Source organism: Enterobacter sp. JBIWA008, from assembly GCF_019968765.1.
Classification (GTDB): domain Bacteria; phylum Pseudomonadota; class Gammaproteobacteria; order Enterobacterales; family Enterobacteriaceae; genus Enterobacter.
Genome location: NZ_CP074149.1, coordinates 1,847,433 through 1,867,638 on the forward strand (window position 1 = coordinate 1,847,433; position 20,206 = coordinate 1,867,638).

Here is a 20,206-nt window from a genome sequence, read left to right on the forward strand (position 1 = left end):
TATGGCTCAAACATTTTTAGGGAATCTAACTACAGTATGGATTAATACCGATACAACCAACGTTGATCCAAATGCCCGTACTTTTGTTCAAGTAGAAAACCTTTCAGCATTTCCAAGTATTAGTGAATCAACTTCTGTTTCAACTGTAGAAACATATGATAGTACTTACACCTCTAAAGTAGCGGGTGATAGTTCATATGGTGATATGACTATTTCAGTTAACTATATTCCAGGTGAAAACGCCGTACTTGATTCTGTTGTTGATTCTCAGCAATTAGTACAGGTCAAGGTAGAAATGCTTGATGAAGGTTTAAACGATACTACCATAAACTATGTGCTTTACAACGGTTACTTATCCAGCGTTTCCGATACGTCAGATATGGATCAGGTTGTTACCCGCTCTTACGTATTCACACCAGAAAGCCAGGTATCAGCAGGTATTCTTGATGAATCAGTAGTTGAACTCTATCGCGGTGATTGGGGTGTTGGTTCGAACGGTAACGAGTTTCCAAGCTATCAAGGCCGTGACGGTAACTCATTCGTTAAGATCGCAGCAGCCAACGCACCAACAGGTGTTGATATGTTGGGTATCACTAACCTTGATGGTTCTAACGGTACTCAATTGGTAATGAGCAAAACCGGTACGCCAGTACTCAATTTTCGTAACTTCTCAACAGCAAGTAACGGGGCATGGTACAAGGTCTACACCAGTGCAGATAAACCAACGTTAACAGAACTTGGTGCGGCAGCCGCTACCGATCTCAGTAACTACGTACTAATCACACGTACTGTCAATGGTAAAGCACTTACAGCCAACATTACTTTGGTAGCAGCAGATATTAGTGATGTTTACTCTAAGACCTACATTGATTCAAACGTAGTACCGAAAGTGTTTCAATTAAACGGACACGCATTATCAGGAACGGCGTTGAACTTAGTAGCGGCAGATATACTTGATGTGTATTCACAGACACAGGTTAACAATACCTTTGTAGCTAAAACGGTTACTGTTAACGGTTTGCCTTTGAGTAGCAATATCACACTAACGGCAGCACAACTTACTGATATGGCATCTTTAGCATATAGTAATAGTACTTATGTGCCTAAGACGTTCTTAATCAATAACAAGCCATTATCTGGTACTAACATTCAATTGGTAGCAGCAGATATTAGTGATGTGTATTCCCGTACTGAAAGCAACGGATTGTTCGCGTTACGTATCACTACAATTAACGGTTATGCTTTAAACAGTAACGTAACCTTGAACTATAACGATGTTGGAACGTATTCAAAAGCACAAATTGATGCCAAAGATGCCGCACTTCAAGCGAACATTGATACCAAAGTAACTATCACTCAAGACCTTCTAACAATAAATAACGTAGAAGATACATTAGAACTTGATATGTCTGATGGTAAACGTGTTTTCAAAGCAACTCTAACAGCACCAGTAACACAACTCAGTGTTATAAATGCGAGTGGAAGTAATTTAAACAGTCAAACTATCACGATGTTATTAAAGCAAGGAACAGGGGCAAATAAAATTTCATGGCCTTCTAATGTTAAATGGTCTTATGGGCGTGAACCAGTATTAACCTTTACGAAAGATTCAATTGATGTAATTCAATTCTTGTCAGTAGATGGAGGAAGTACCTGGTACGGCTCCTTACTAATGGCGGATCTACAAGAATGATAAGAAAACAAAATATCAGCAATGCCCAACAGATGATTGAAGGGCATTGGGAATTTTTAGAACGTAATACGGGTTTAGTTAATGATAATAAAACAGATCACTATGTACTAAACCCACAAAACGTTATATGTAACAACAGGCATTTTATAGCGGAAACTGGATGGGAAGCACAACCGGACGGTGACGCAACCACAGAAGGACAATCCTTAGCAATTCTTGGTGCTATCTATGCGTATCAGGCAACCAAAGAACCGTACTACCTACAGCGAGCTAAAGACTTTTTCAACGCCTATCACATGGCGTTCTTCCGTGGTGTAGCGTTCCCCGATCCACCTGATGGTTCATTGCGTTGTAACTGGATCTGTAATGGCAAGGCTCCAGTACTGGCACATTACCCATTAGATCCAGAGTATCCAACTCACGGCGGGTTCAAGGGCGTATTGTTCACATGGACGAACGGACAAACACAGATACCTCATGGTTCACCTAACTACGGTGAATACCTCGATGCTGTATGGTTTGCCTTTCCCGAAAGAGCGGGGCTTGGTTGGAATCAGGTAAACGCAACAGCCTACGCATGGTTAGCTAATGAAGATTCCATAGATTGGGATACTAAAGCACCCACGTATGATGTTGATTGGATTGTTGACCGTACAGGCCGTAAGGTAGATAGCAATGGTGATGTACTGGCAGAAGGACTAACAAGCCAGATCGGTACAGTCCAGCTCAAGGACACGTCTATAAACGGTAATTACCGATTCAACTACGCCACAAAGAACCCTGTATCAGAGGGTGGTTATCTGATGGGGCGTAATGAACGTTGGCACAACAGGCCAGTAAACGTACCCATTGATAACTACGGTTCACTTGATTTCGCTGATAACGCATCAGATGCTGAATTGTGGTTCTGTCAGGCGGCAAAGCTACTATGGGATATCACAGGCGAGCGTATCTATTACTTAGCATGGCAGAACTCACTACTTACATGTATTGGATATTCCGATATTGATAAATTTGATATGTTCTTTCGTAAAAGTACTCTTGCTATAACGCCTTTCACTGATGGCATTTCATATGATTATTTCTATCCGAGTAATCAAGTAGCATCATATTCACGTGATTCAGATGGCTATATAGTCATTAATCAAAGTGCCTCAGCACAAACAACGCTTGAACAACAATCTATATGGTTCAAATTTAATAATAGTTCAACTTTCCATGTTGAATATAGTGGTGTTGATACTACTGGCAAACCATTAAGCCTTGCTGTAGCAATGACAGTTAATAAAACTAAAACAGAAGATGGTGCTATAAGATACCGTTGCGGTTTACCCATTACCAATACTGACAACAGTATTATATCTATGGATATACCGATGAATCATTTTACACGTATTGCTAAACCAGATGGTGGACAGTACTTAACAGCAGATATGCGTATGATTTCCGATTATGGGGATAACACAGTAACTACCTTACAATATGTATCTGGTATCGCTGGAACGTACTATGACAACGTGATTTCTACTACTATGGATTCTGACGGTAGTTCTACAGTTGGTTTCTGGATCTTTGATGATGAAACACAGGATTTAAACAGCTTCACATACAGAACATATGCTGATGATTTTAATATCCGTATCGTTGATGATCTTGGTTGGCGTTGGTGGGCTATGCTACCAGCAAGTAACGGGGCATGGATAACACAAACGTTTAATGTACTGGATTTTAAATTGAGTTCTTATCAACCGGATCATGAAGAAGGTGATGAACAACCAGGACAACCAACACTAACAGGACGTACAGAGTTTACACTATTACTTGATACCGATCCGGTTGATGGTGTCTCAGGGCGTATTGACTGGTATTGTGTTAACGATTTACCAGCACTCTATAACGATGGTGGTACAGGTGATTATTCAGTGTTAGTAAGTTTAACATTCAATGATAGTACTGGTAATGGATATACAGCACGTTTAGGTGATTGTGTAATTCGTAATTACATGCTTGATAGCCTTTCATATACACCAGGACTAATACCATTCAGTAACATCACAGATCCATATGCTCAATTGTATTCCGGTTGGCGTGGATTACCATACCCTGGGTATCAATTGCCCGCGATTTGGTGCTTTAAGGGTACGACAATTGATCAAACCAGACTAAATAATAGTATTAAGTTCTTATGTGATGCTCAGGACTGGTTTACTAATAAATTCCATCCTACTTTACCTGGTCCGTGTGCTCAGGCTTATGTATGGAACCGTCAGGACGCTTTAGCATATGCCCCTGATGGTAAACCGGATCAATTCATTATGCAGCACTGGTATGAAGAAGCATGGTCAGGTTATGAACCTCGTGCGTTCTTTGCAGGTTGTGATGTAGTTCATGAGCTATATCAACGTGGTGATTATGCTATTCCACAGAACATTATCACTTACAGTAAGAACTGGATGAATTACTTAAAGTGGTTTATGAAAAATAATGATGGCCACGCACCAACACGATTTAAAGATGATGGTGAAGTAATTTATGATGGGTTTACAGGTCATATGTCTGGTTTGTGGCTTGCTGGTGCTTCAATGATGGCAATAGCAGGTTATCCAGATCACGAATTACTTGATTTACTATTCGCGGAAATTCAACAGAACTATAACATAGTTTCAGCTAATCACGTAATGAATGGTGGATGGTCATCAGCTATCAGAAGTGGAACACCTACAACACCAGAGAATAATTCAATGTTCTTTGGATTCTATACAGGTGAACTACTAAGAGGTTTAGCACTTTACATGAAGTACTACAACCAACATATATAAATAAACAGAAGGGGTATCAAGGACTGATTCCCCAAATATATAAAGGAATATTGAATATGGCTTTTAATTCTATTTTTGTAGGCAATAATGTAAAAGTTGAAATCGCTAATGCTCCAGCGGGTGGCGGTCAGGCAACTACCTTTACTGTTGTTGAAGAAGTTGGTGCTTTTCCATCAGCGGCAGGTGCGGAATCTAACGTTGTTAGTGTGAACACTTTCGGTCAACAGTACGCTAAGAAATTGCTTGGTTCTCGTTCAGTACCGGATCTAACTCTAACTGTTAACTGGAAACCAGGTGCGACAGGTCAAGAAATGCTTGCGGCAGCCGCAGCAGCACAAATACTAATCCAGGTTAAAGTAACCTATTTCCAGAATATTGATGATCAAGATGGTGCCGCTTATTACAGCATCGTAAACGGTTATGTAAGTTCTGATGTAGTTAATGGTGATTTTGATGGTGTAGTAACTCGTGATTTCGTTGTTTCCGTTACTGGTGCTCCAATTGCGGTTGGTGAAGTTACTGGTGCGTAAGTACTAAATACTACAAACCAACTAACAAGGATAAAGCGAAATGGATTTTACTAATCTTATGAATGCTATTGGTGTGAAATTAACACCAGTAGTACTAACACCAGAATGTACTGTATACATCAAACTACCAACTATTACCCAACACGCAGAAGTTTCAGATCCATATAAAGCGATCTTCTATTGTGTGGTTGATGAAAGTGGTAAACAGATTTTTGATTCACCTGAACAAGTTGAACAGAATGTTGATTTAACAGTACAACTAAAACTAAATGCCGAGATCGGTAATGTGTTTGCCAAATCCTTTAATGTTGAGGATGTAGAGGCAAAGTAAGACGCGATCCGATTCTCAGACTATCACTATCTTTATTGTATAACAGCGGGTGTAGTGTGGATGATCTCTACACTATGCCCATTTTGCTTTTCTTCTACCTATTAGTTTTCAAAGAATCGGTTGATCCTGATTCATCACAAATTGAACAAATCAGGCATACAGAACTACTACAGGCAATATGGTTAAGTACTGGCAATATCAAGAAAGAAGATATACCGAAATTTAGTATCTATGAACTCGATTCATTGAACATTATTTCAAATAAAACCTTAGCTGAACAACAAGCAGAGAGGGAGAAGAAGATCGTAGAACAACAAAAAGCAAACATGCTTAATTGGATGGGAGTAAAGCCTAATGGCAAACAATAATAAACAATCAATGATATTTGAAATCACAGGTGATGAATCTGGATTACAAAAATCATTAAAAAACGCAGCAAATGATATAGGGGATTTTGGGGATCGTGCTGGCGGTGTGTTCGGTAGTTTCAATACCGGACTATCAACCACGGCTAAAGCTATGTCTGGTTTCGCTGGTGCGGTAGGGGTGGCAGGTATCGCCATTGCCGCCACATTAGCCAACGTTCAAGCTCAATCAGAAAAGGCGTTTGAAGTCTTTCAGGCAGCATCACTATCACAAACTGGCATAGTACAGATCCAACAGGCGGCTAATATGTTTGCGGGTGTTGGTCTGACTATGGATCAAGTAGCCGATCAGATGAAAGATGCTAAGGATAAGTTAGGCGATGCGATCACTAATAACGCTGGTTCAATGCTTACTGATGTAATTCAACCATTGAAGTTGAATATGTTTGAGTTACAGAAAGCAGCAGAAAACGGTGAAGATATTATTGCTAAGATTTACTATCAAGCTAAACAAATGGGCTTTAGTCAGGCTCAGATTGTACAGATGATGGAAACCGTAGCTAACGATGCTACTAAACGCATGACTGTATATAGAGAATTTAGTACTGAACAAGAGTACCAAAATAGCCTTGCTAATGAAACTATACAGTTAACAGCAGAGCAATCACGACAATTTGAAGAATATAGAACGGCAACTAATAATCTATCAAGGGCGTGGGATGCGTGGCGAAATTCAACACTTGCCCCTGTTGCTAAAAGCCTTGCTGATATTCTTGATCTAATGACTAAGATACTTAACAGTAAGCCAGTGGCAGCAGCCGCAGCAGCTACCAGTAAGCAGGGTATACAGGCAGTACAGGAATATCAAAAACAGTACCAACAGCAGATACAGAAAAACTCTTCTATCTATGGTGCTCAGATGGTAGAGGAACAGCAGAAGCAACAAGAAGCCAATAACAAAACCTTTGAGAATCTTTTAGCTAATCTTGATGCCGCAAATAATCTACTTGATAAACAGAAAGAAGAATATAATAAAGGATCAGATAGAAGTGTTATTGATACAGCGTTGAAACCTTATCTTTCAGCTAAGCAGAAGACACAAGCACAGATTGATACACTTGATGCTACTCACAAGCAACTACGAGCAACAATTAAAGATTCTTTAGTACGTGCTTATAAGGGTGATGAAGCGGCAATGAATGCCGATTTAGCTAAACTTGATGAAGGTTATAAAGCTAACCGTGAGAAGTTAGTGAAAAGCCTAACAGCCGATGAAGATAAAGCACGTGAAGATAAAGCTAAGAAAGATGAAGCAGCAGCCAAGAAAGCACAAGCCGCACAAGATAAACTTAATGAACAAACTAAAAGAGCAAAAGCACTATTAGAACAAACCCTATCACAGATCGGTACTAACGAAGCTCAGATACGTATTACTCGTTTTAACTATGAACAAGATGAAATTGAAACGCGTATCAGTACAGCAGGTAAATTAGCTGGTAAGAGTGAAACTGAAATTACAGCAATGTTAGATCAGCAATATAAAAGTCGTGCGACTAAGTACAAAACTATGGTTGATGAAATGCTTGCTGAAACAGACCGTTTAAAACAAGCACAAAACATTGCCGCAATTGCCAGTGATCCGAATGCCACACCAGAGGCTAAAGCCAAAGCAGCAGCAGCGGGTAAGACATGGACAGGTGACACAGCAGGTCAGGGATTAGGGTATACAAACCCATTAGACTTCTCACCAGATCCAACGAAAGTACAGCAAGTAAACACTGAACAGCAAGAGAACCAGGATGGGGCTAAAGCTCTATACGATGCCAAAGTAATTGGGTTCCAGGAGTACCAGGATCAGCTAACAGCGATTCAGGCCAACGCCGATATGAAACGTGGTCGATTAACCGCAGACGCACTAACCAGTACTTTAGGTATGTGGCAAGCTGGGGCAGGTGATGTAGGAACTATCATGGCTGGGGTTTTCGGTGAGTCATCAGCAGCGGCTAAGGCAGCTTTTGCCGTAAGTAAAGGTATTGCTATTGCTCAGGCAGTGATCAACATCCAGCAGGGCATATCCGAAGCTATCAAACTTGGCTGGCCTATGGGGATCGCAGCAGGTCTACAGGTAGCAGCTCAAGGTGCGTCCATTGTCCGTACTATTAAAGGTACAGCTATCCAGGGGCAAGCCCATGATGGTTGGGATTCACTACCAAGTACTGGTACATACAATCTTGAAAAAGGTGAACGTGTAGTAGGTAAATCACTAAACCAGGATTTAACAAAATACTTGAGTAATCAGGATGGTAGTAAATCAGGTGATATTAAGATTGACGCACCGTTAATTATTAATAGTAATGGTCAAATCTCAGATTCAGATTTCCAAAAGATGTGTGATAAACACGCTGATACTATAGTTCAGGCAACACGTAAATCTCAGAAGAATAATGTATAAATATCATATAGCCCACATGGATTGTGGGCTAACTATTAAAGGAATAATAATATGTTAAATAACACTCTTATTAGTGAGTTCATGTTAACGGACAATATACCGCAATACCAAAACCAAACATGGACAGGTGAAACTATTACACGTGTTGTTGGTTCGCAGTACTTCACACTTAGTTTTAAAGTAACTCTAAACAAGATGAACCGTGCTGAACTCGCTAACTTCTATGCTCTATATGGTCAGGGTAAACCGTTCTCTATGCCTCTTGGATGGTGGAGTACATACAACGGTACTCAAACATCACAAGTACAGGCAACAGCAGCAAGGGAGGAGGGGGCAACATCCATTGCCGTTAATGCTAATACACTTGAAGTTGGTACGTTAGTTCAATTCAACGGTCACAAGAAACTATACCGAATCATAGCCAACACTGGCAACGTGATTACTATCTTCCCTGGATTAATCAAAAACATCCAACTTGGGGAAGTAATGAAATATGACAATATTCAAGGTTCATTTATTCTTACACCACAGAACGCAGCATATCAAATGCCAAGTACAAACATTATGGAAGTGACAATAAATGCAACCGAAAACATCAGAGGTTAATTTATGTCAATTCCAAGTAATGTACTAACTAATGCGGATCTTGTCGCGTACTGGAACCTTACACGAGGCGATAACAAAACCGTACTAACAGAAAAAGAATTATATCAATGTGGTGTTATGGTAAAGCTAATAGATGTACTTCCACCTACCGGAAGTAACATATATCTAACTGATGCCATTGCTGATCAAAACTATAATGGGATTAACTATAAGTCTGTACCTGATTTCCTTGATTCATCATTTGCTAACTATGTAGAAAAGAACCAAATCAACAATAACGGTACTTCTTTGAAAGTAAGTAATGTAAGCCAGGATTATCTATCTATGGCATTACGCGGATTGTGGAATGATGCCAAAGTTAATATCTGGATGGGTATTGTAAACCCAGCTACAGGGGGTATTCTATATGCCTATCGTATGTTTAGTGGTTACATAGATTACTTTAGTTCAGACTTTAACAACACAGCAGGTAATACCACAAATGAAACAACAGTAAATATAAATTCATTGTGGAAGAAGTTAGACCAAACACAACGCCTGTTATCAAGTACATCAGTACACCAATCATTACACACTGGTGATAAGTTCTTTGACCTAATCGGAATACTAAATAGTTCAGAGCAATTCTGGAAGAGTAGCAAGAAATAATGAAAAACGGATTTATAACAGAGTACCTAAGTGGTTTAGTTGGTGAACCTTTAGTGTACGGTACTAATGATTGTCATATCATGGTGCTAACAGTAATTGATATGATCACAGGTAGTAATTACCGTGATGAAATCTACCAGAAATACACAACACCAACAGCAGGTAGAAAATACGCAAAAGCAAACTGTAGTTATTCTACTCTACATCTATTGTGTAAAGAAAAAGGCGAATTAGTAACTGAACCACTTGACGGGGATATCATCATTTCATCAGGGCACAGTACAGTTTATTGGCGTGGGAAAGTAGTAATTTTATCAGAAGATAAATCTAACTATATCGTTTCTCAATATATCCCAAATGAAAATGACAAAATATACAGATTTAAAGGGGAATAACTATGGCAGTAGCAGCAGTTGCCGTAGCTATTATCGCAGGGGCATCAGCAGCGGCAGCAGCATACGCAGCAGGTTTAGCTTTAGCAGCAGTAGTAGCTATAGGTATTGGTACAGCAGCACTATCTTACATTAGTTCATCACAGATGATGAATGTAGGCCAAATGGGGGTAACGTATCCGAGTACGGGTAGTAACAATGCCCGATCAACATCACCAAGTACTGGCATACCGATTTCATACGGCGGTTCTAACCGCAACGCAACAGAGGTTGCTTATAACAAGTTAGGCTCTATTGTCGTATGGCAGAACGTCTATAAAGGTACTTCAAACCAGTTATGTACGGTTCACGCGATTAGTATCGGTGAAATCGGGCAAGTACCAGGGGAACAATCACAAGGCGTAATCAAGCAGATCTATTTTGATAATGCTCCGGTACTCATGGATGGTGCGTACATTACCACAGAGGGGATCGTACCTACCTCAATGATGATTGAGAAGTACCGCAAATACTTACAGATTGAGGTACGTTTCGGTAAGCCGTCCTACGGTGGTTCTATGACGCTTGCCCGTCAATATGGCGGTAGTCAATGGACTGACAACATGCGTGGTGATGGTCTTGTACAGATCTGTACCGTAATCAAGAAAACCAACGATTCATTGATTGATGGGATTCTAACGAACCAGAACTATACATTATCGGTAGAAATGCGTGGACGTATGATCTATGACTTAACTGATAATGTACGTAAACCAAGTTCAAACCCACCAAGCCAACTATATGACTTTATCACTAATACAGAATTTGGATTTGGGCTTGATCCTAATGATATTGATATTACCAGTTTCCGTAATATGGCAAACTATTGTGCTCAGAATCATTTCTATTCCAATGGTAATATTCAATATGATAAATCCTTTAAGGAAAACATTGAAAATATTCTACAAACATTTGGTGGTGTACTTTATGAATCAAACGGTAAGTACTATCTAACCGTTGATGCTCCAGATATTCCAAGTGTACATTTTGATGAAACAAATATTATTGGCAGTGTGAATATCACAACGGGTTCTAAGTCTGACTATTTTAATACAATGGACAGTACCTATACAAATCCAGGCAATGACTATTCACAAGATATTATCCGTTATCCAAGTGATGCCATTAGTAACGCATCCATTGCTAAAGATGGTTATATTATCAAAAAGGATTTAAACTATCTTTGGGTACAGGATAAGAATCAGCTTGCTATTCTTAGTAACATTGAATTACTAAAATCTAAGTACATTACGAACACAATTACTTTCAATACCTATGTGACAGATATGAAAGTATATGATGTGTTTAAACTTGATTTTAAAGAAGCTGGATTTAGTAATAAAAAGTACAGATGTATTCAACGTACTGTACCAATGACCGTTGATAAAGCAGGCATTGTCCAGATCACCGCGATTTCATATGATGATGGTATATATCAAGGAAAAGATCCGGGACAATTCCCACAGGATGGATTAACCAATCTACCTAATCCAACATACGTAGAACCGCCAAGTAGCCTACAGGCTCAACGTTTAGGGGCAACGGCATCAGGTAACACCGTTCTATTAACATGGGATTTATCACAGGATACAACTGTACGTGGTTATAAGATTCGCTATAAACGCAGTGATTCCAGTGTTTGGATCAGCATTGGTAACGTAGGGCAGTACTCTACTAGTTTTGAGATACTAAATCTTCTATATGGTGTTCAGTACGATTTTGCTATTGAGGCGTATAACACATTAGGTTATTCATCGGAATTAGTAGCTATCTATAATCAAACACCACAAGTTATATTCGCATTACCGAAGATTACTAACCTTGATATGGTGAACGATGATGTAGGTTTAAACCAGACATATGCTCAAGATTTTATTTTACGTTGGGATGATCAGGCTAACATAGCCGTAAATGGTAAAACATTTGCTGATTTCTTCAAACATTATGAAATTCGTGTGTATGACCGATACAGGAACTACATCACATCGTATTACACCACTACAAGCAACTGGACGTACTCATATTCAATGAATACCAGTGATGGCCTTAGCCGTTACCGTGTGTTTGGGATCATCGCTCATGGTTGGGGTACTGGTATCTATAGCGAAGAAGTTCAGATTGAAGTTAGTAACCCACAGCACCCACAGTTGTTAGGGATCAACCTTAAGAGTGGTTATGATTCCGTGTTTATCGACTGGACAGAATCAAACGTACCGGATTATGCGGGTGTTGTTCTTCAAATCGCACTTGATGAAGGGTTTAGCTCAGGGTCGAAGTACTTTAGCAGTACAAATCGATATTCAGCATCGTTTGGTATTGAAGATGGTTCATGGTTCGCTCGTGTAGCAGCCTATGACGTGTTCGGACAGGATGAATTGGTATGGTCGCCTACTATCGGTTTTAACCAGAATACGAAGGTTCCGTACAGCAAATTAAACGAAGATGTTATTGATGGCCTACTTAACAGTGATACGGCTACTGGCATTGTTGAGAAACAGATCGTAGATGAACTTGGTTCACGCTGGCAGGTTCAGGTATCAAATAATGGTAACGTTACTGGTATTGCCCTAGCAGCAGATGAGAAAACATCAGTGTTTACAGTGATGGCAGATCGCTTTTCAATTATCAGTACTGACTCAGCTAAACAAAGTGATAAGGTATATCCGTTTGTAGTTCAGAATGGTAAGACTTTTATTAACTCAGCAGTCATAGCCACGGCGAGTATTAATGAGGCGATGATAAATGATCTAAGCGTTTCACGAGCTAAAATTCAGAACGCCGCAATCGACAATACGAAAATTGCCAATGCCGCGATACGTAACGCCCACATCATGGACGGCGTGATCGACTCAGCGAAGATTAGCCAACAGATACAATCCAGTAATTGGGATGGTACTAATGGTTGGGCTATCAATAAAAATGGTAATGCCTGGTTTGGTAACGTATCTGTACGTGGAAATATACAGGCAACATCTGGTGTACTCAACAACGTTACTATCAATGAAAACTGTAACATTCTTGGTACTCTTAGTGCCGCACGTATTGTAGGTGATATTTGTCGTCCACAATCAACGGGCATTTCATCAGTACCGTTTATCTTTGGTTCACATACTGTTTCAGGTGGTCAGGCCGCTAATGATCCAGTTGCTTACCAGCACTATATAGCGTTACGTATTCGTGGTGAAGATTTTGATCGTATTCTTGATAGTAATATGACAATTACACTTACTTCATATGAACGTCAGTACTTCTATATTCGTATGGGTGGTGATGGTATCGGTATGACTAACTTAGAGTATGTTGATGCTGGTAATGAAGGACATAACACACCATTTACATTCCCAATCAATGGTATCTTTGTTCCTCGTGTTGGTCGTGGTAATTGGAATTATATCTATGTTATGTGTACTACATCACGTAGTGGTATAGCATCTTTAAATGTACCTTCATTACTAAATTCTTTCCTATATCGTGCGGGGGATCAACCTTTATATAATGCGTAATAAATAATATTGCCACAATATATAAAATAGGGAAATTCTAAAATGGGTATGGGAACAATTCTTGCTCTTGTTATTAGTGGTTTAGGCGTTTTATATACTATCTTTCGAGATAATACAAAAGATACTAATGATTTATTAAGTCGTGTATCAGATCTTGAAACAACCATTGCGGTACAGGATAGTAATATTACACGCCTAAGCGACGAACAAGACAAGATGAAGGAAACTTTGAGAAACCTTGAAATTCAAATTCACGAATTGGATATCAAACTTGAAAGAATTATTACGATTCTCGAACAATCAAAGCAATAAAAAAAAGGGATAGTATCAATTACGGTACTATCCCTTTTTCTTATTTGTTGGTTAATTGTGCGATCATCGCATTAACTCTATTTGGTGTCTGATGATACCATAAACTATCTTTTGCTTGTTTAACTGCTTCGGTGTAGTTGGCATCACGTAGTGCTTGAATCATTTTTTTAAACTTCATCGTTCCAGATAATCCAAGTTGAAAAATCATGATGATCATGAAGTCTTGCCAATCTTTAGGAATGATAAGGTTTAGTTTACTTAGCTGGCTTTCTGCTAAAGCAATATCTTTATCAAGTAGGTTAAGTGCTTCTACCTCATTAATACCATTATTGAAATTCTCGTTTGGTAGTACCTTATGTCCGTATCCTACGGTTAAGAATCCTTCACTATCTTTATATGGATAATACTTGTTATTTCTAAAGTACCCCATACGTGTTTGATATGCTCGTGAACCCTCATAATCTATGAGTCGTGTTTTTATATCCATTGAATAAATACCTTATGATAATTTTTATAAGGTATTTATATGGAAGCATGGCAATACAACGAAGATTGGAGTGAGAAGGAATTAACAAACGGTAGTTATGTAGGATTCGTGTACTTGTTCCAATTTGAAGATAACACAAGCTACATAGGTAGCAAACAGATGTACAAGAGAGTTAAGGATATTAAGAAACTCAAAGATAATTCAGTAGAAAACGGATGGCGTGAGTACAGTTCAAGTTCAAAAATAGTCAATTCAAAGATTGAAGAAGGGTTGAATTATACTCGTACCATCTTGTGGGCTTTCCCTTCGATGAAAGAAACACTTTTTGTAGAAACAGCCTTAATCATAAATGAAGGACTAAAAACGGGTAATCTAAACCTTGCCGTAATGCATAAGGCAAGATTACCGAGTGGGAAAGATGCTGTACGTATTCGTGGAATCCTTCAATCACTGTATGAAATACTCAATTAAGGAATTGATATGGCATGGAGAAACAGTAATAGTCCTAATGATATGAAGCGATTCATAAACAAGAATAGCCCAAAGATAGGCCAAGAATTTAAAAAAGAATTAAGTAGCCGTATGCGTATTGTTACACAGCACATTCAAAGAAAGATTGATAATGATGTAGCGGGTGGTGGTGTCGCGTTTACTGGAAAGAGTATGTACTTTAACTTTAGAAAGATAAGTGAGTTCAAGGCAATAAACCAAATCATTCTACTACCAAATCAAGCATCATATCTAAAGTACATTCTTGATCCAGCATATAAGAATGTTAATGAAGGTAAAATCATACCGCTTCCTAATGCTAAGTTAACTAAGCAAGGTAACATTACACAACTACGGTCTAGATCTAAGAGTAATAAATACAAAAAGGTGAAGAGTAAGAACGGTAATACGTACTTAATCGACACTACCAAGAAATCCTCTAAACGCAATCCTAAACTAGCACGTGAACAGAGGGTGATTGGTTACTATGGTTCCGTTGGTAGAAAACCATTGTTTGATTTCTATGATGAAACCGAGAAGCAAGTAATAGAACAATTAAGAACATTACGCGGTACGTTTGATTACCGTTGGAGGAAGTAAGATGGATAACTTAGAAAATTTCCCATGTTATGATCATTCTGTACTAACAGATTTTTCTTTTCAGACAATCCAACCAGTAAGTGTTACCTTACCATATGATAAAGCACTATCTGGTAGTAAGCTCATAAAAAAGAAAGTAGATAAAACAAAAGGTGATTTAGTCGTATATAGCTTCCATCATCATACAACACCTAAAGTAAATGAAGATGATGTATTGATGGTTGAACTACTAAAAAAACAAGTAGAAGTAAAGGTACTATTATCTTACAACCACATTTTTAAAGGTCATCGCGTAGTTTCTTGTGTTTGCCAAATACAAGGATAACATATGTTAAGTATTATCATTGACCTTATCAAATCAGGGATTAGCCTTTTTACTAAGAATAAAACCGAAGTTGCTAAGTCAAAAGACGAACTTGAAACAGAAAAAACGAATGAAGCACAGGAAACAAACCGTGAAGAGATCAAAGCTGGTAGAGGCTGGAGATCATTCTTAGGTTATGCGTGTACTTTCATTCTTGTGTATAACTATATCTTAGTACCTATCTTAGATTACTTTGGTATTGTTTTATTCTCTTTCCCACTATCTGACATTATCAGAGTCATCGTTTTGTTACTTAGTGGTAACTAAAGTTAAAGCCCCAACCGGGGCTTTTTTTTATTGTTTTATATTGTTCTTTTGTTATAAATGGTTTTCTGGCGTAAATGCTTGCAATACTATAAAGGTTACTTTATTCTTTGTGTGTTAATTTTTATGGAGTAGATTGCTAAAATGTCTTCCAACTTAAAAATAGTAATTTTTGCATCAGTGTTTTTTGTGTTTTTCATTATATATAAATCCAGTCCTGAATATATATCAGGAATAAAAATTACAGATTGGATTTCAGCCTTCTGTAATGTTTTTATGGCTGGGGCGGCAATTGGTGGTTTTTGGATAGCAAAGAATTGGCAAAGACAAAAAATGCATGAGGATGCTTATCAGTTATCAAAGAAAATCGTTCTAAATAATTATAGAGATATCTCTAATGTGTATTCTGATCTCTGTATTCGACTGGATTTTTATAGCATTTTCATTTCCTCATTACCACAAAGAGGAAAGGAGCATTTACCAGATATAGAAAAGGTTCATCAATTTAAAAATAAACTCAACTCACTCTATCATTTAAGAAGTGAACTTGAAGATAATGTTTTGTATATTGAAAAGCTTGGTTGGAAATTTAAAATTGAATTGCTGGCTTATGATGAGGAATTTAATAATATAGCTTTTGGCGATTTACTTCAAACAACTAAATCTGCTTTGGATACAATTGAGTTTATTATACTTAGCATCGAGAATGAAGACCAGAATGATATAGTTAAAGGTAAGCGTGAGTACTTAGAGTACATGATAACAATCAAACATGAGCAAAGATTGTTAGATGCTAAGTATGAGTACTTCAAAAACTTTTCAAAACAAGTTAATGGTTATTTTGATATTGAGTGATTCCATATTAAATGGAGAATTTTAACCCCATTTAAATGTATTAGCTCAAACTTGATCTGGTACTGTTGCTGCATAGGGCTTAACCTAAGCCGTCAGTCCGCTCTGTGCCAAAAAGCGGACATTGATGACATCGTAATCGACACAGATAATCTTAATCACCTATGTGATTACGTTCCATAGCTCTTAAAACCCTCTCTACAGAATCAAATACATCCATTCTCTGCATATCATGAGGGTATGGGGTGTATTCATAATCTTCTATGGTGAGATCCCATGTGCTTTTCTTGAATTCACACTTATATAACTGCACTGTCTTTTTTAAAATCAATTCCTCTAATGTACTGTTATTTTTAATAATATTATCAAATCCCTTGTTGTTGATTCCAATATAAATACCTGTTACCGATTTTAGATCAACTATTTTATCAATTAAAACAGAGTCATGATTTTGTAATGACTCTTTCTTTTTTATTATTCTGACTTCTTCTTCATACTGCCAATGCAATGATTTAGTAAGCAGTAATTTACTTATAATATCAGTGTCATAGATATCTTCTCGACTGATTTTTAGTTTGCTTTTTATTCGGTTCTCTAGATAGTTAATATCACCTTTCGAAGCTGTAATCAGGCATTTTTCTTCATCATCGAATCCTGCTCTTTGAGTGTCGATTGCTACAACAAAACCCTGATGTTTATCTGCGTAATGTGACCACATCAATACATTGAGAGGATTTTTAGAAAGGCATAGGCAAGCAAGGTTTTGATCGATCACATACCTCATAGTTAATGATTCAATTGATTCATCATCAAGTGCATATCCATAACTTTCGAAAGGATCATTAAACTCACTATGCGGTGTGAATTTTATAGAGATGTATCCATCTTTGAAAAATCGATTTAATGATGCATGGTCTATGTATTTGTACAGAATCATAAAATGCTCAGAATTATTTTTAGGTGTTATCAGTGTTCAGTCTTTCGGGTAGTCACGTTCGAATTGTTCTTCAATCATGTCAAATTCCCTAAATACCCGTACAACAATTGTACAAGGGTATTTTATGGCAAGAATTACAAAAAAGGAATCAGCATTACACATTCAAGTAATGGATCTCATCCACTCAGATAAGCAACTAACTCAAGACGATAAAGAGTTTATCTTCAACAACTACAAAGGTGATGGTATAGGGGCTACTGGTGCTTTCTTCACACCTGAAATGCTCGCATGGGATTTCATACTTGATGCTGGTTGTACTGGTCAGTGTATCGAACTATGTGCGGGTATCGGTCGCCTCAGCTATTACCAGTTCTTGAGAAACAACCCAGCACACATTACCTGTGTTGAACTCAATCCAGAGTACGTAATGATTGGGAAGAGGGTACTACCAGAGGCAGAATGGATCATTGGTGACGCTCTCCAGTACACCCCAGACCGTTTCTATGACGTTGCCTACGGCAATCCACCTTTCGGAAAAATCAACACATCAGAAGCGTATACAGGCCGTTATACAGGCTCAGAGTTTGAATACAAGGTGATTGAACATGCCAGTAACTTTTCCTCATATGGTGTATGGATTGTTCCGCAAGGTTCAGCAGGGTTCAAGTACTCAGGCCATAGGTACTATGACGCTTCAGTACAGACAGCCAAGTACCAGAAGTTTGTTAATGATACAGGGTACACGTTTCAACCTGGGGTAGGGATTGATACCAGTATCTACAAGGACGAATGGAACGGTACGAAGGTAATCTGTGAGAGCGTTTGTGTGGATTATGACGGTACAAACTTTTAATTGTAAGGTAAGTACATCCATAGATAGATACGAATCATGAAAATACAAGAGCTTACAGATGAACAGAAGCAGAAGTTACGTAAGAATTTAAGGGAAGCGATGAGAGTACTGGGAGAAATCGACCGGATAAAACAAGAAATTGCCAATATACGTAACAACTCAAATTATCCTACTACAAGGCTGAAAGGAACGATACAAAAGTGATTGTGGGAGAATCTGTGTGGGCTAAAACGACACAAATTTCAGATGTATTTCACTTTACGCTGCTTCCAGCGTGGCGTACATGGTCATTGGTGTCTCCCTGTTTTCCAGAAGGTTTCAGGGAAAGAATAGCTGAATATAAGATTCTGCAAGTATGAATGCGAAAATAAGCCGTCAGGCGTTCGTCTTATTCCGTCACGGGCCGTAACGCGCGGGACAAACTGAACCATGAATAAATGGCATTGAACAACACGACGCCCGCCGTCACGATAAAGACGGCGCGAAAACCGAAGCTGGCGGAGATCCCGGCTCCGAGCAGCGGCCCGGTGACGTTACCGATGTCGCGAAATGACTGGTTATAGCTGAAGATACGCCCGGCAATCTGGTTTGTGGAGTTGTAGACCAGCAGGGTCTGTACGGCGGGGAGTAAAGCGCCGTCGGCGGCACCCAGCAAAAAGCGAAGTAAGCCCAGCTGCCATGGAGACTGCACCATCGACATCGGGATAAGCAGCAGGACGGAGATCACCAGCGCGCAGATCAGGATTTTTTCCGGACCAACCCGGTCCCCCAGTTTTCCGAGCCTCGGGGCGCTCAGCAGCGCCGCCACGCCTGGCACAGACGCAATCAGCCCGCTGATGAACGCAATATTGCTGACGTTACCCGCCAGGTCGCGAACGTACAGCGTCAGAATAGGGGCAATCGACCCGGTAGCCACCTGGATAATCATTGTCGTCACGAACAGGCTCAGCACCAGTCTGGGATTTTTGAGCGAGGTCAGCACTTCCCTGGCGTGGAGCATCTCTTTCTTCGCAACAGGCGTGAAGTTTTCACGAATACAGAGCAGGGTGACGATAAAGCACAGGAACAACACGCTGGCGGTAATAAAGAATACCGGCCGCAGGCCATAGTTATCGGCCAGGAGTCCACCGGCCAGCGGTCCAAGCAGAGCACCGCTCACGCCGCCGGTGGAGAGCGTGCCCAGCGCCCAGCCGCTTTTATGGCGGGGAATTTGCGTGGCAATCAGGGCATTCGCGTTGGGAATAAATCCCCCCAGCAGGCCCAGCAGCGCGCGCAGGATTAGAAACTGCCAGACGTTCTGCGCCACCCCCATCAGCGCCATGATAATGGCCATCCCCAGCGCCGAACGCAGCAGCATGATTTTACGCCCCTTGCGGTCGGCCAGGCCGCCCCAGAACGGTGAGGCCATCGCGGAAAAGAGAAACGTGATGCTGAATACCAGGCCAGACCACATATTGAGCGCGCTGTGGCCCGTCACGCCAAGCTGTTCGACGTAGAGCGGCAGGAAGGGCATAACCAGGCTAAAGGCCGCTCCGGTAAGAAAACAGCCGAGCCACGCAACCGTGAGGTTACGCTTCCAGTTTATGGGGGCATCTGAGGGTGACATAACTATCCGCATAATGAGGTGCAGAACACCTGAGGCATAAAGTAGTAAGCCTGCTAATTATGCG

20 protein-coding genes are annotated in these 20,206 nt (G+C 39.6%); 17 read left to right on the forward strand and 3 right to left on the reverse strand.

Annotated features, from left to right (window positions below):
* Window position 1: 1 nt before the first annotated feature.
* The 11 genes from KGP24_RS08895 to KGP24_RS08945 are packed head-to-tail and all read left to right on the forward strand — an operon-like array spanning window position 2 to window position 13,690.
* Window positions 2-1,693, forward strand: a complete 1,692-nt coding sequence (locus KGP24_RS08895; protein ID WP_223563062.1) for a hypothetical protein — start codon at window positions 2-4, stop codon at window positions 1,691-1,693.
* Window positions 1,690-4,512, forward strand: a complete 2,823-nt coding sequence (locus KGP24_RS08900; RefSeq protein ID WP_223563063.1) for a hypothetical protein — start codon at window positions 1,690-1,692, stop codon at window positions 4,510-4,512. Before KGP24_RS08895 ends, KGP24_RS08900 begins: the two co-directional genes overlap by 4 nt.
* A 56-nt stretch (window positions 4,513-4,568) precedes the next feature.
* Window positions 4,569-5,042 (forward strand): hypothetical protein, encoded by a 474-nt coding sequence (locus KGP24_RS08905; RefSeq protein ID WP_223563064.1) that lies wholly within the window; start codon window positions 4,569-4,571, stop codon window positions 5,040-5,042.
* A gap of 40 nt (window positions 5,043-5,082) precedes the next feature.
* On the forward strand, window positions 5,083-5,373 hold the full coding sequence (locus KGP24_RS08910) for a hypothetical protein (protein WP_032659434.1): 291 nt from the start codon (window positions 5,083-5,085) through the stop codon (window positions 5,371-5,373).
* Window positions 5,374-5,429: 56 nt separating this feature from the next.
* On the forward strand, window positions 5,430-5,741 hold the full coding sequence (locus tag KGP24_RS08915; RefSeq protein WP_223563065.1) for a hypothetical protein: 312 nt from the start codon (window positions 5,430-5,432) through the stop codon (window positions 5,739-5,741).
* Complete coding sequence (locus tag KGP24_RS08920; protein ID WP_177317323.1) at window positions 5,728-8,190, forward strand: hypothetical protein; 2,463 nt, start codon at window positions 5,728-5,730, stop codon at window positions 8,188-8,190. The genes KGP24_RS08915 and KGP24_RS08920 overlap by 14 nt, the downstream gene beginning before the upstream one ends.
* Window positions 8,191-8,241: 51 nt before the next feature.
* Entirely contained in the window at window positions 8,242-8,796 is a 555-nt protein-coding gene (locus KGP24_RS08925; RefSeq protein WP_223563066.1) for a hypothetical protein, read from the forward strand.
* A gap of 3 nt (window positions 8,797-8,799) precedes the next feature.
* On the forward strand, window positions 8,800-9,444 hold the full coding sequence (locus KGP24_RS08930; protein WP_223563067.1) for a DUF2163 domain-containing protein: 645 nt from the start codon (window positions 8,800-8,802) through the stop codon (window positions 9,442-9,444).
* On the forward strand, window positions 9,444-9,839 hold the full coding sequence (locus tag KGP24_RS08935; protein ID WP_223563068.1) for a hypothetical protein: 396 nt from the start codon (window positions 9,444-9,446) through the stop codon (window positions 9,837-9,839). Before KGP24_RS08930 ends, KGP24_RS08935 begins: the two co-directional genes overlap by 1 nt.
* A 2-nt stretch (window positions 9,840-9,841) precedes the next feature.
* The gene (locus KGP24_RS08940) at window positions 9,842-13,378 is read left to right on the forward strand and encodes a fibronectin type III domain-containing protein (protein WP_223563069.1); all 3,537 of its coding nucleotides are present in this window, start codon (window positions 9,842-9,844) and stop codon (window positions 13,376-13,378) included.
* A 42-nt stretch (window positions 13,379-13,420) separates the two neighbouring features.
* Complete coding sequence (locus KGP24_RS08945) at window positions 13,421-13,690, forward strand: hypothetical protein (RefSeq protein ID WP_063215038.1); 270 nt, start codon at window positions 13,421-13,423, stop codon at window positions 13,688-13,690.
* 40 nt (window positions 13,691-13,730) lie between these two features.
* Here the strand turns inward: KGP24_RS08945 and KGP24_RS08950 are convergent, their stop codons facing one another.
* Window positions 13,731-14,177 carry a glycoside hydrolase family protein gene (locus KGP24_RS08950; RefSeq protein WP_223563070.1) on the reverse strand — a complete coding sequence of 149 codons (447 nt, stop codon included), beginning with the start codon at window positions 14,175-14,177 and terminating at the stop codon, window positions 13,731-13,733.
* A gap of 39 nt (window positions 14,178-14,216) precedes the next feature.
* On the opposite strand from KGP24_RS08950, the gene KGP24_RS08955 reads away from it, so the two are divergent.
* From KGP24_RS08955 to KGP24_RS08975, 5 genes are all read left to right on the forward strand, one after another.
* On the forward strand, window positions 14,217-14,648 hold the full coding sequence (locus KGP24_RS08955; protein WP_223563071.1) for a hypothetical protein: 432 nt from the start codon (window positions 14,217-14,219) through the stop codon (window positions 14,646-14,648).
* Window positions 14,649-14,657: 9 nt separating this feature from the next.
* Window positions 14,658-15,266 (forward strand): hypothetical protein, encoded by a 609-nt coding sequence (locus KGP24_RS08960; RefSeq protein ID WP_223563072.1) that lies wholly within the window; start codon window positions 14,658-14,660, stop codon window positions 15,264-15,266.
* Between the two features lies 1 nt (window position 15,267).
* Complete coding sequence (locus KGP24_RS08965; RefSeq protein WP_139152907.1) at window positions 15,268-15,591, forward strand: hypothetical protein; 324 nt, start codon at window positions 15,268-15,270, stop codon at window positions 15,589-15,591.
* A gap of 3 nt (window positions 15,592-15,594) precedes the next feature.
* Window positions 15,595-15,897, forward strand: a complete 303-nt coding sequence (locus KGP24_RS08970; RefSeq protein WP_223563073.1) for a holin family protein — start codon at window positions 15,595-15,597, stop codon at window positions 15,895-15,897.
* 141 nt (window positions 15,898-16,038) lie between these two features.
* Window positions 16,039-16,749: a hypothetical protein gene (locus KGP24_RS08975; protein WP_223563074.1), complete on the forward strand. Its 711-nt coding sequence runs from the start codon at window positions 16,039-16,041 to the stop codon at window positions 16,747-16,749.
* 151 nt (window positions 16,750-16,900) lie between these two features.
* Here the strand turns inward: KGP24_RS08975 and KGP24_RS08980 are convergent, their stop codons facing one another.
* Complete coding sequence (locus KGP24_RS08980; protein ID WP_216981858.1) at window positions 16,901-17,683, reverse strand: DUF2971 domain-containing protein; 783 nt, start codon at window positions 17,681-17,683, stop codon at window positions 16,901-16,903.
* Window positions 17,684-17,807: 124 nt separating this feature from the next.
* On the opposite strand from KGP24_RS08980, the gene KGP24_RS08985 reads away from it, so the two are divergent.
* Window positions 17,808-18,536 (forward strand): methyltransferase, encoded by a 729-nt coding sequence (locus KGP24_RS08985; RefSeq protein ID WP_063252748.1) that lies wholly within the window; start codon window positions 17,808-17,810, stop codon window positions 18,534-18,536.
* Between the two features lie 388 nt (window positions 18,537-18,924).
* On the opposite strand, the gene mdtG is transcribed toward KGP24_RS08985, so the two are convergent.
* Window positions 18,925-20,142: a multidrug efflux MFS transporter MdtG gene (gene mdtG / locus KGP24_RS08990; RefSeq protein ID WP_223563075.1), complete on the reverse strand. Its 1,218-nt coding sequence runs from the start codon at window positions 20,140-20,142 to the stop codon at window positions 18,925-18,927.
* Window positions 20,143-20,206: the final 64 nt, after the last annotated feature.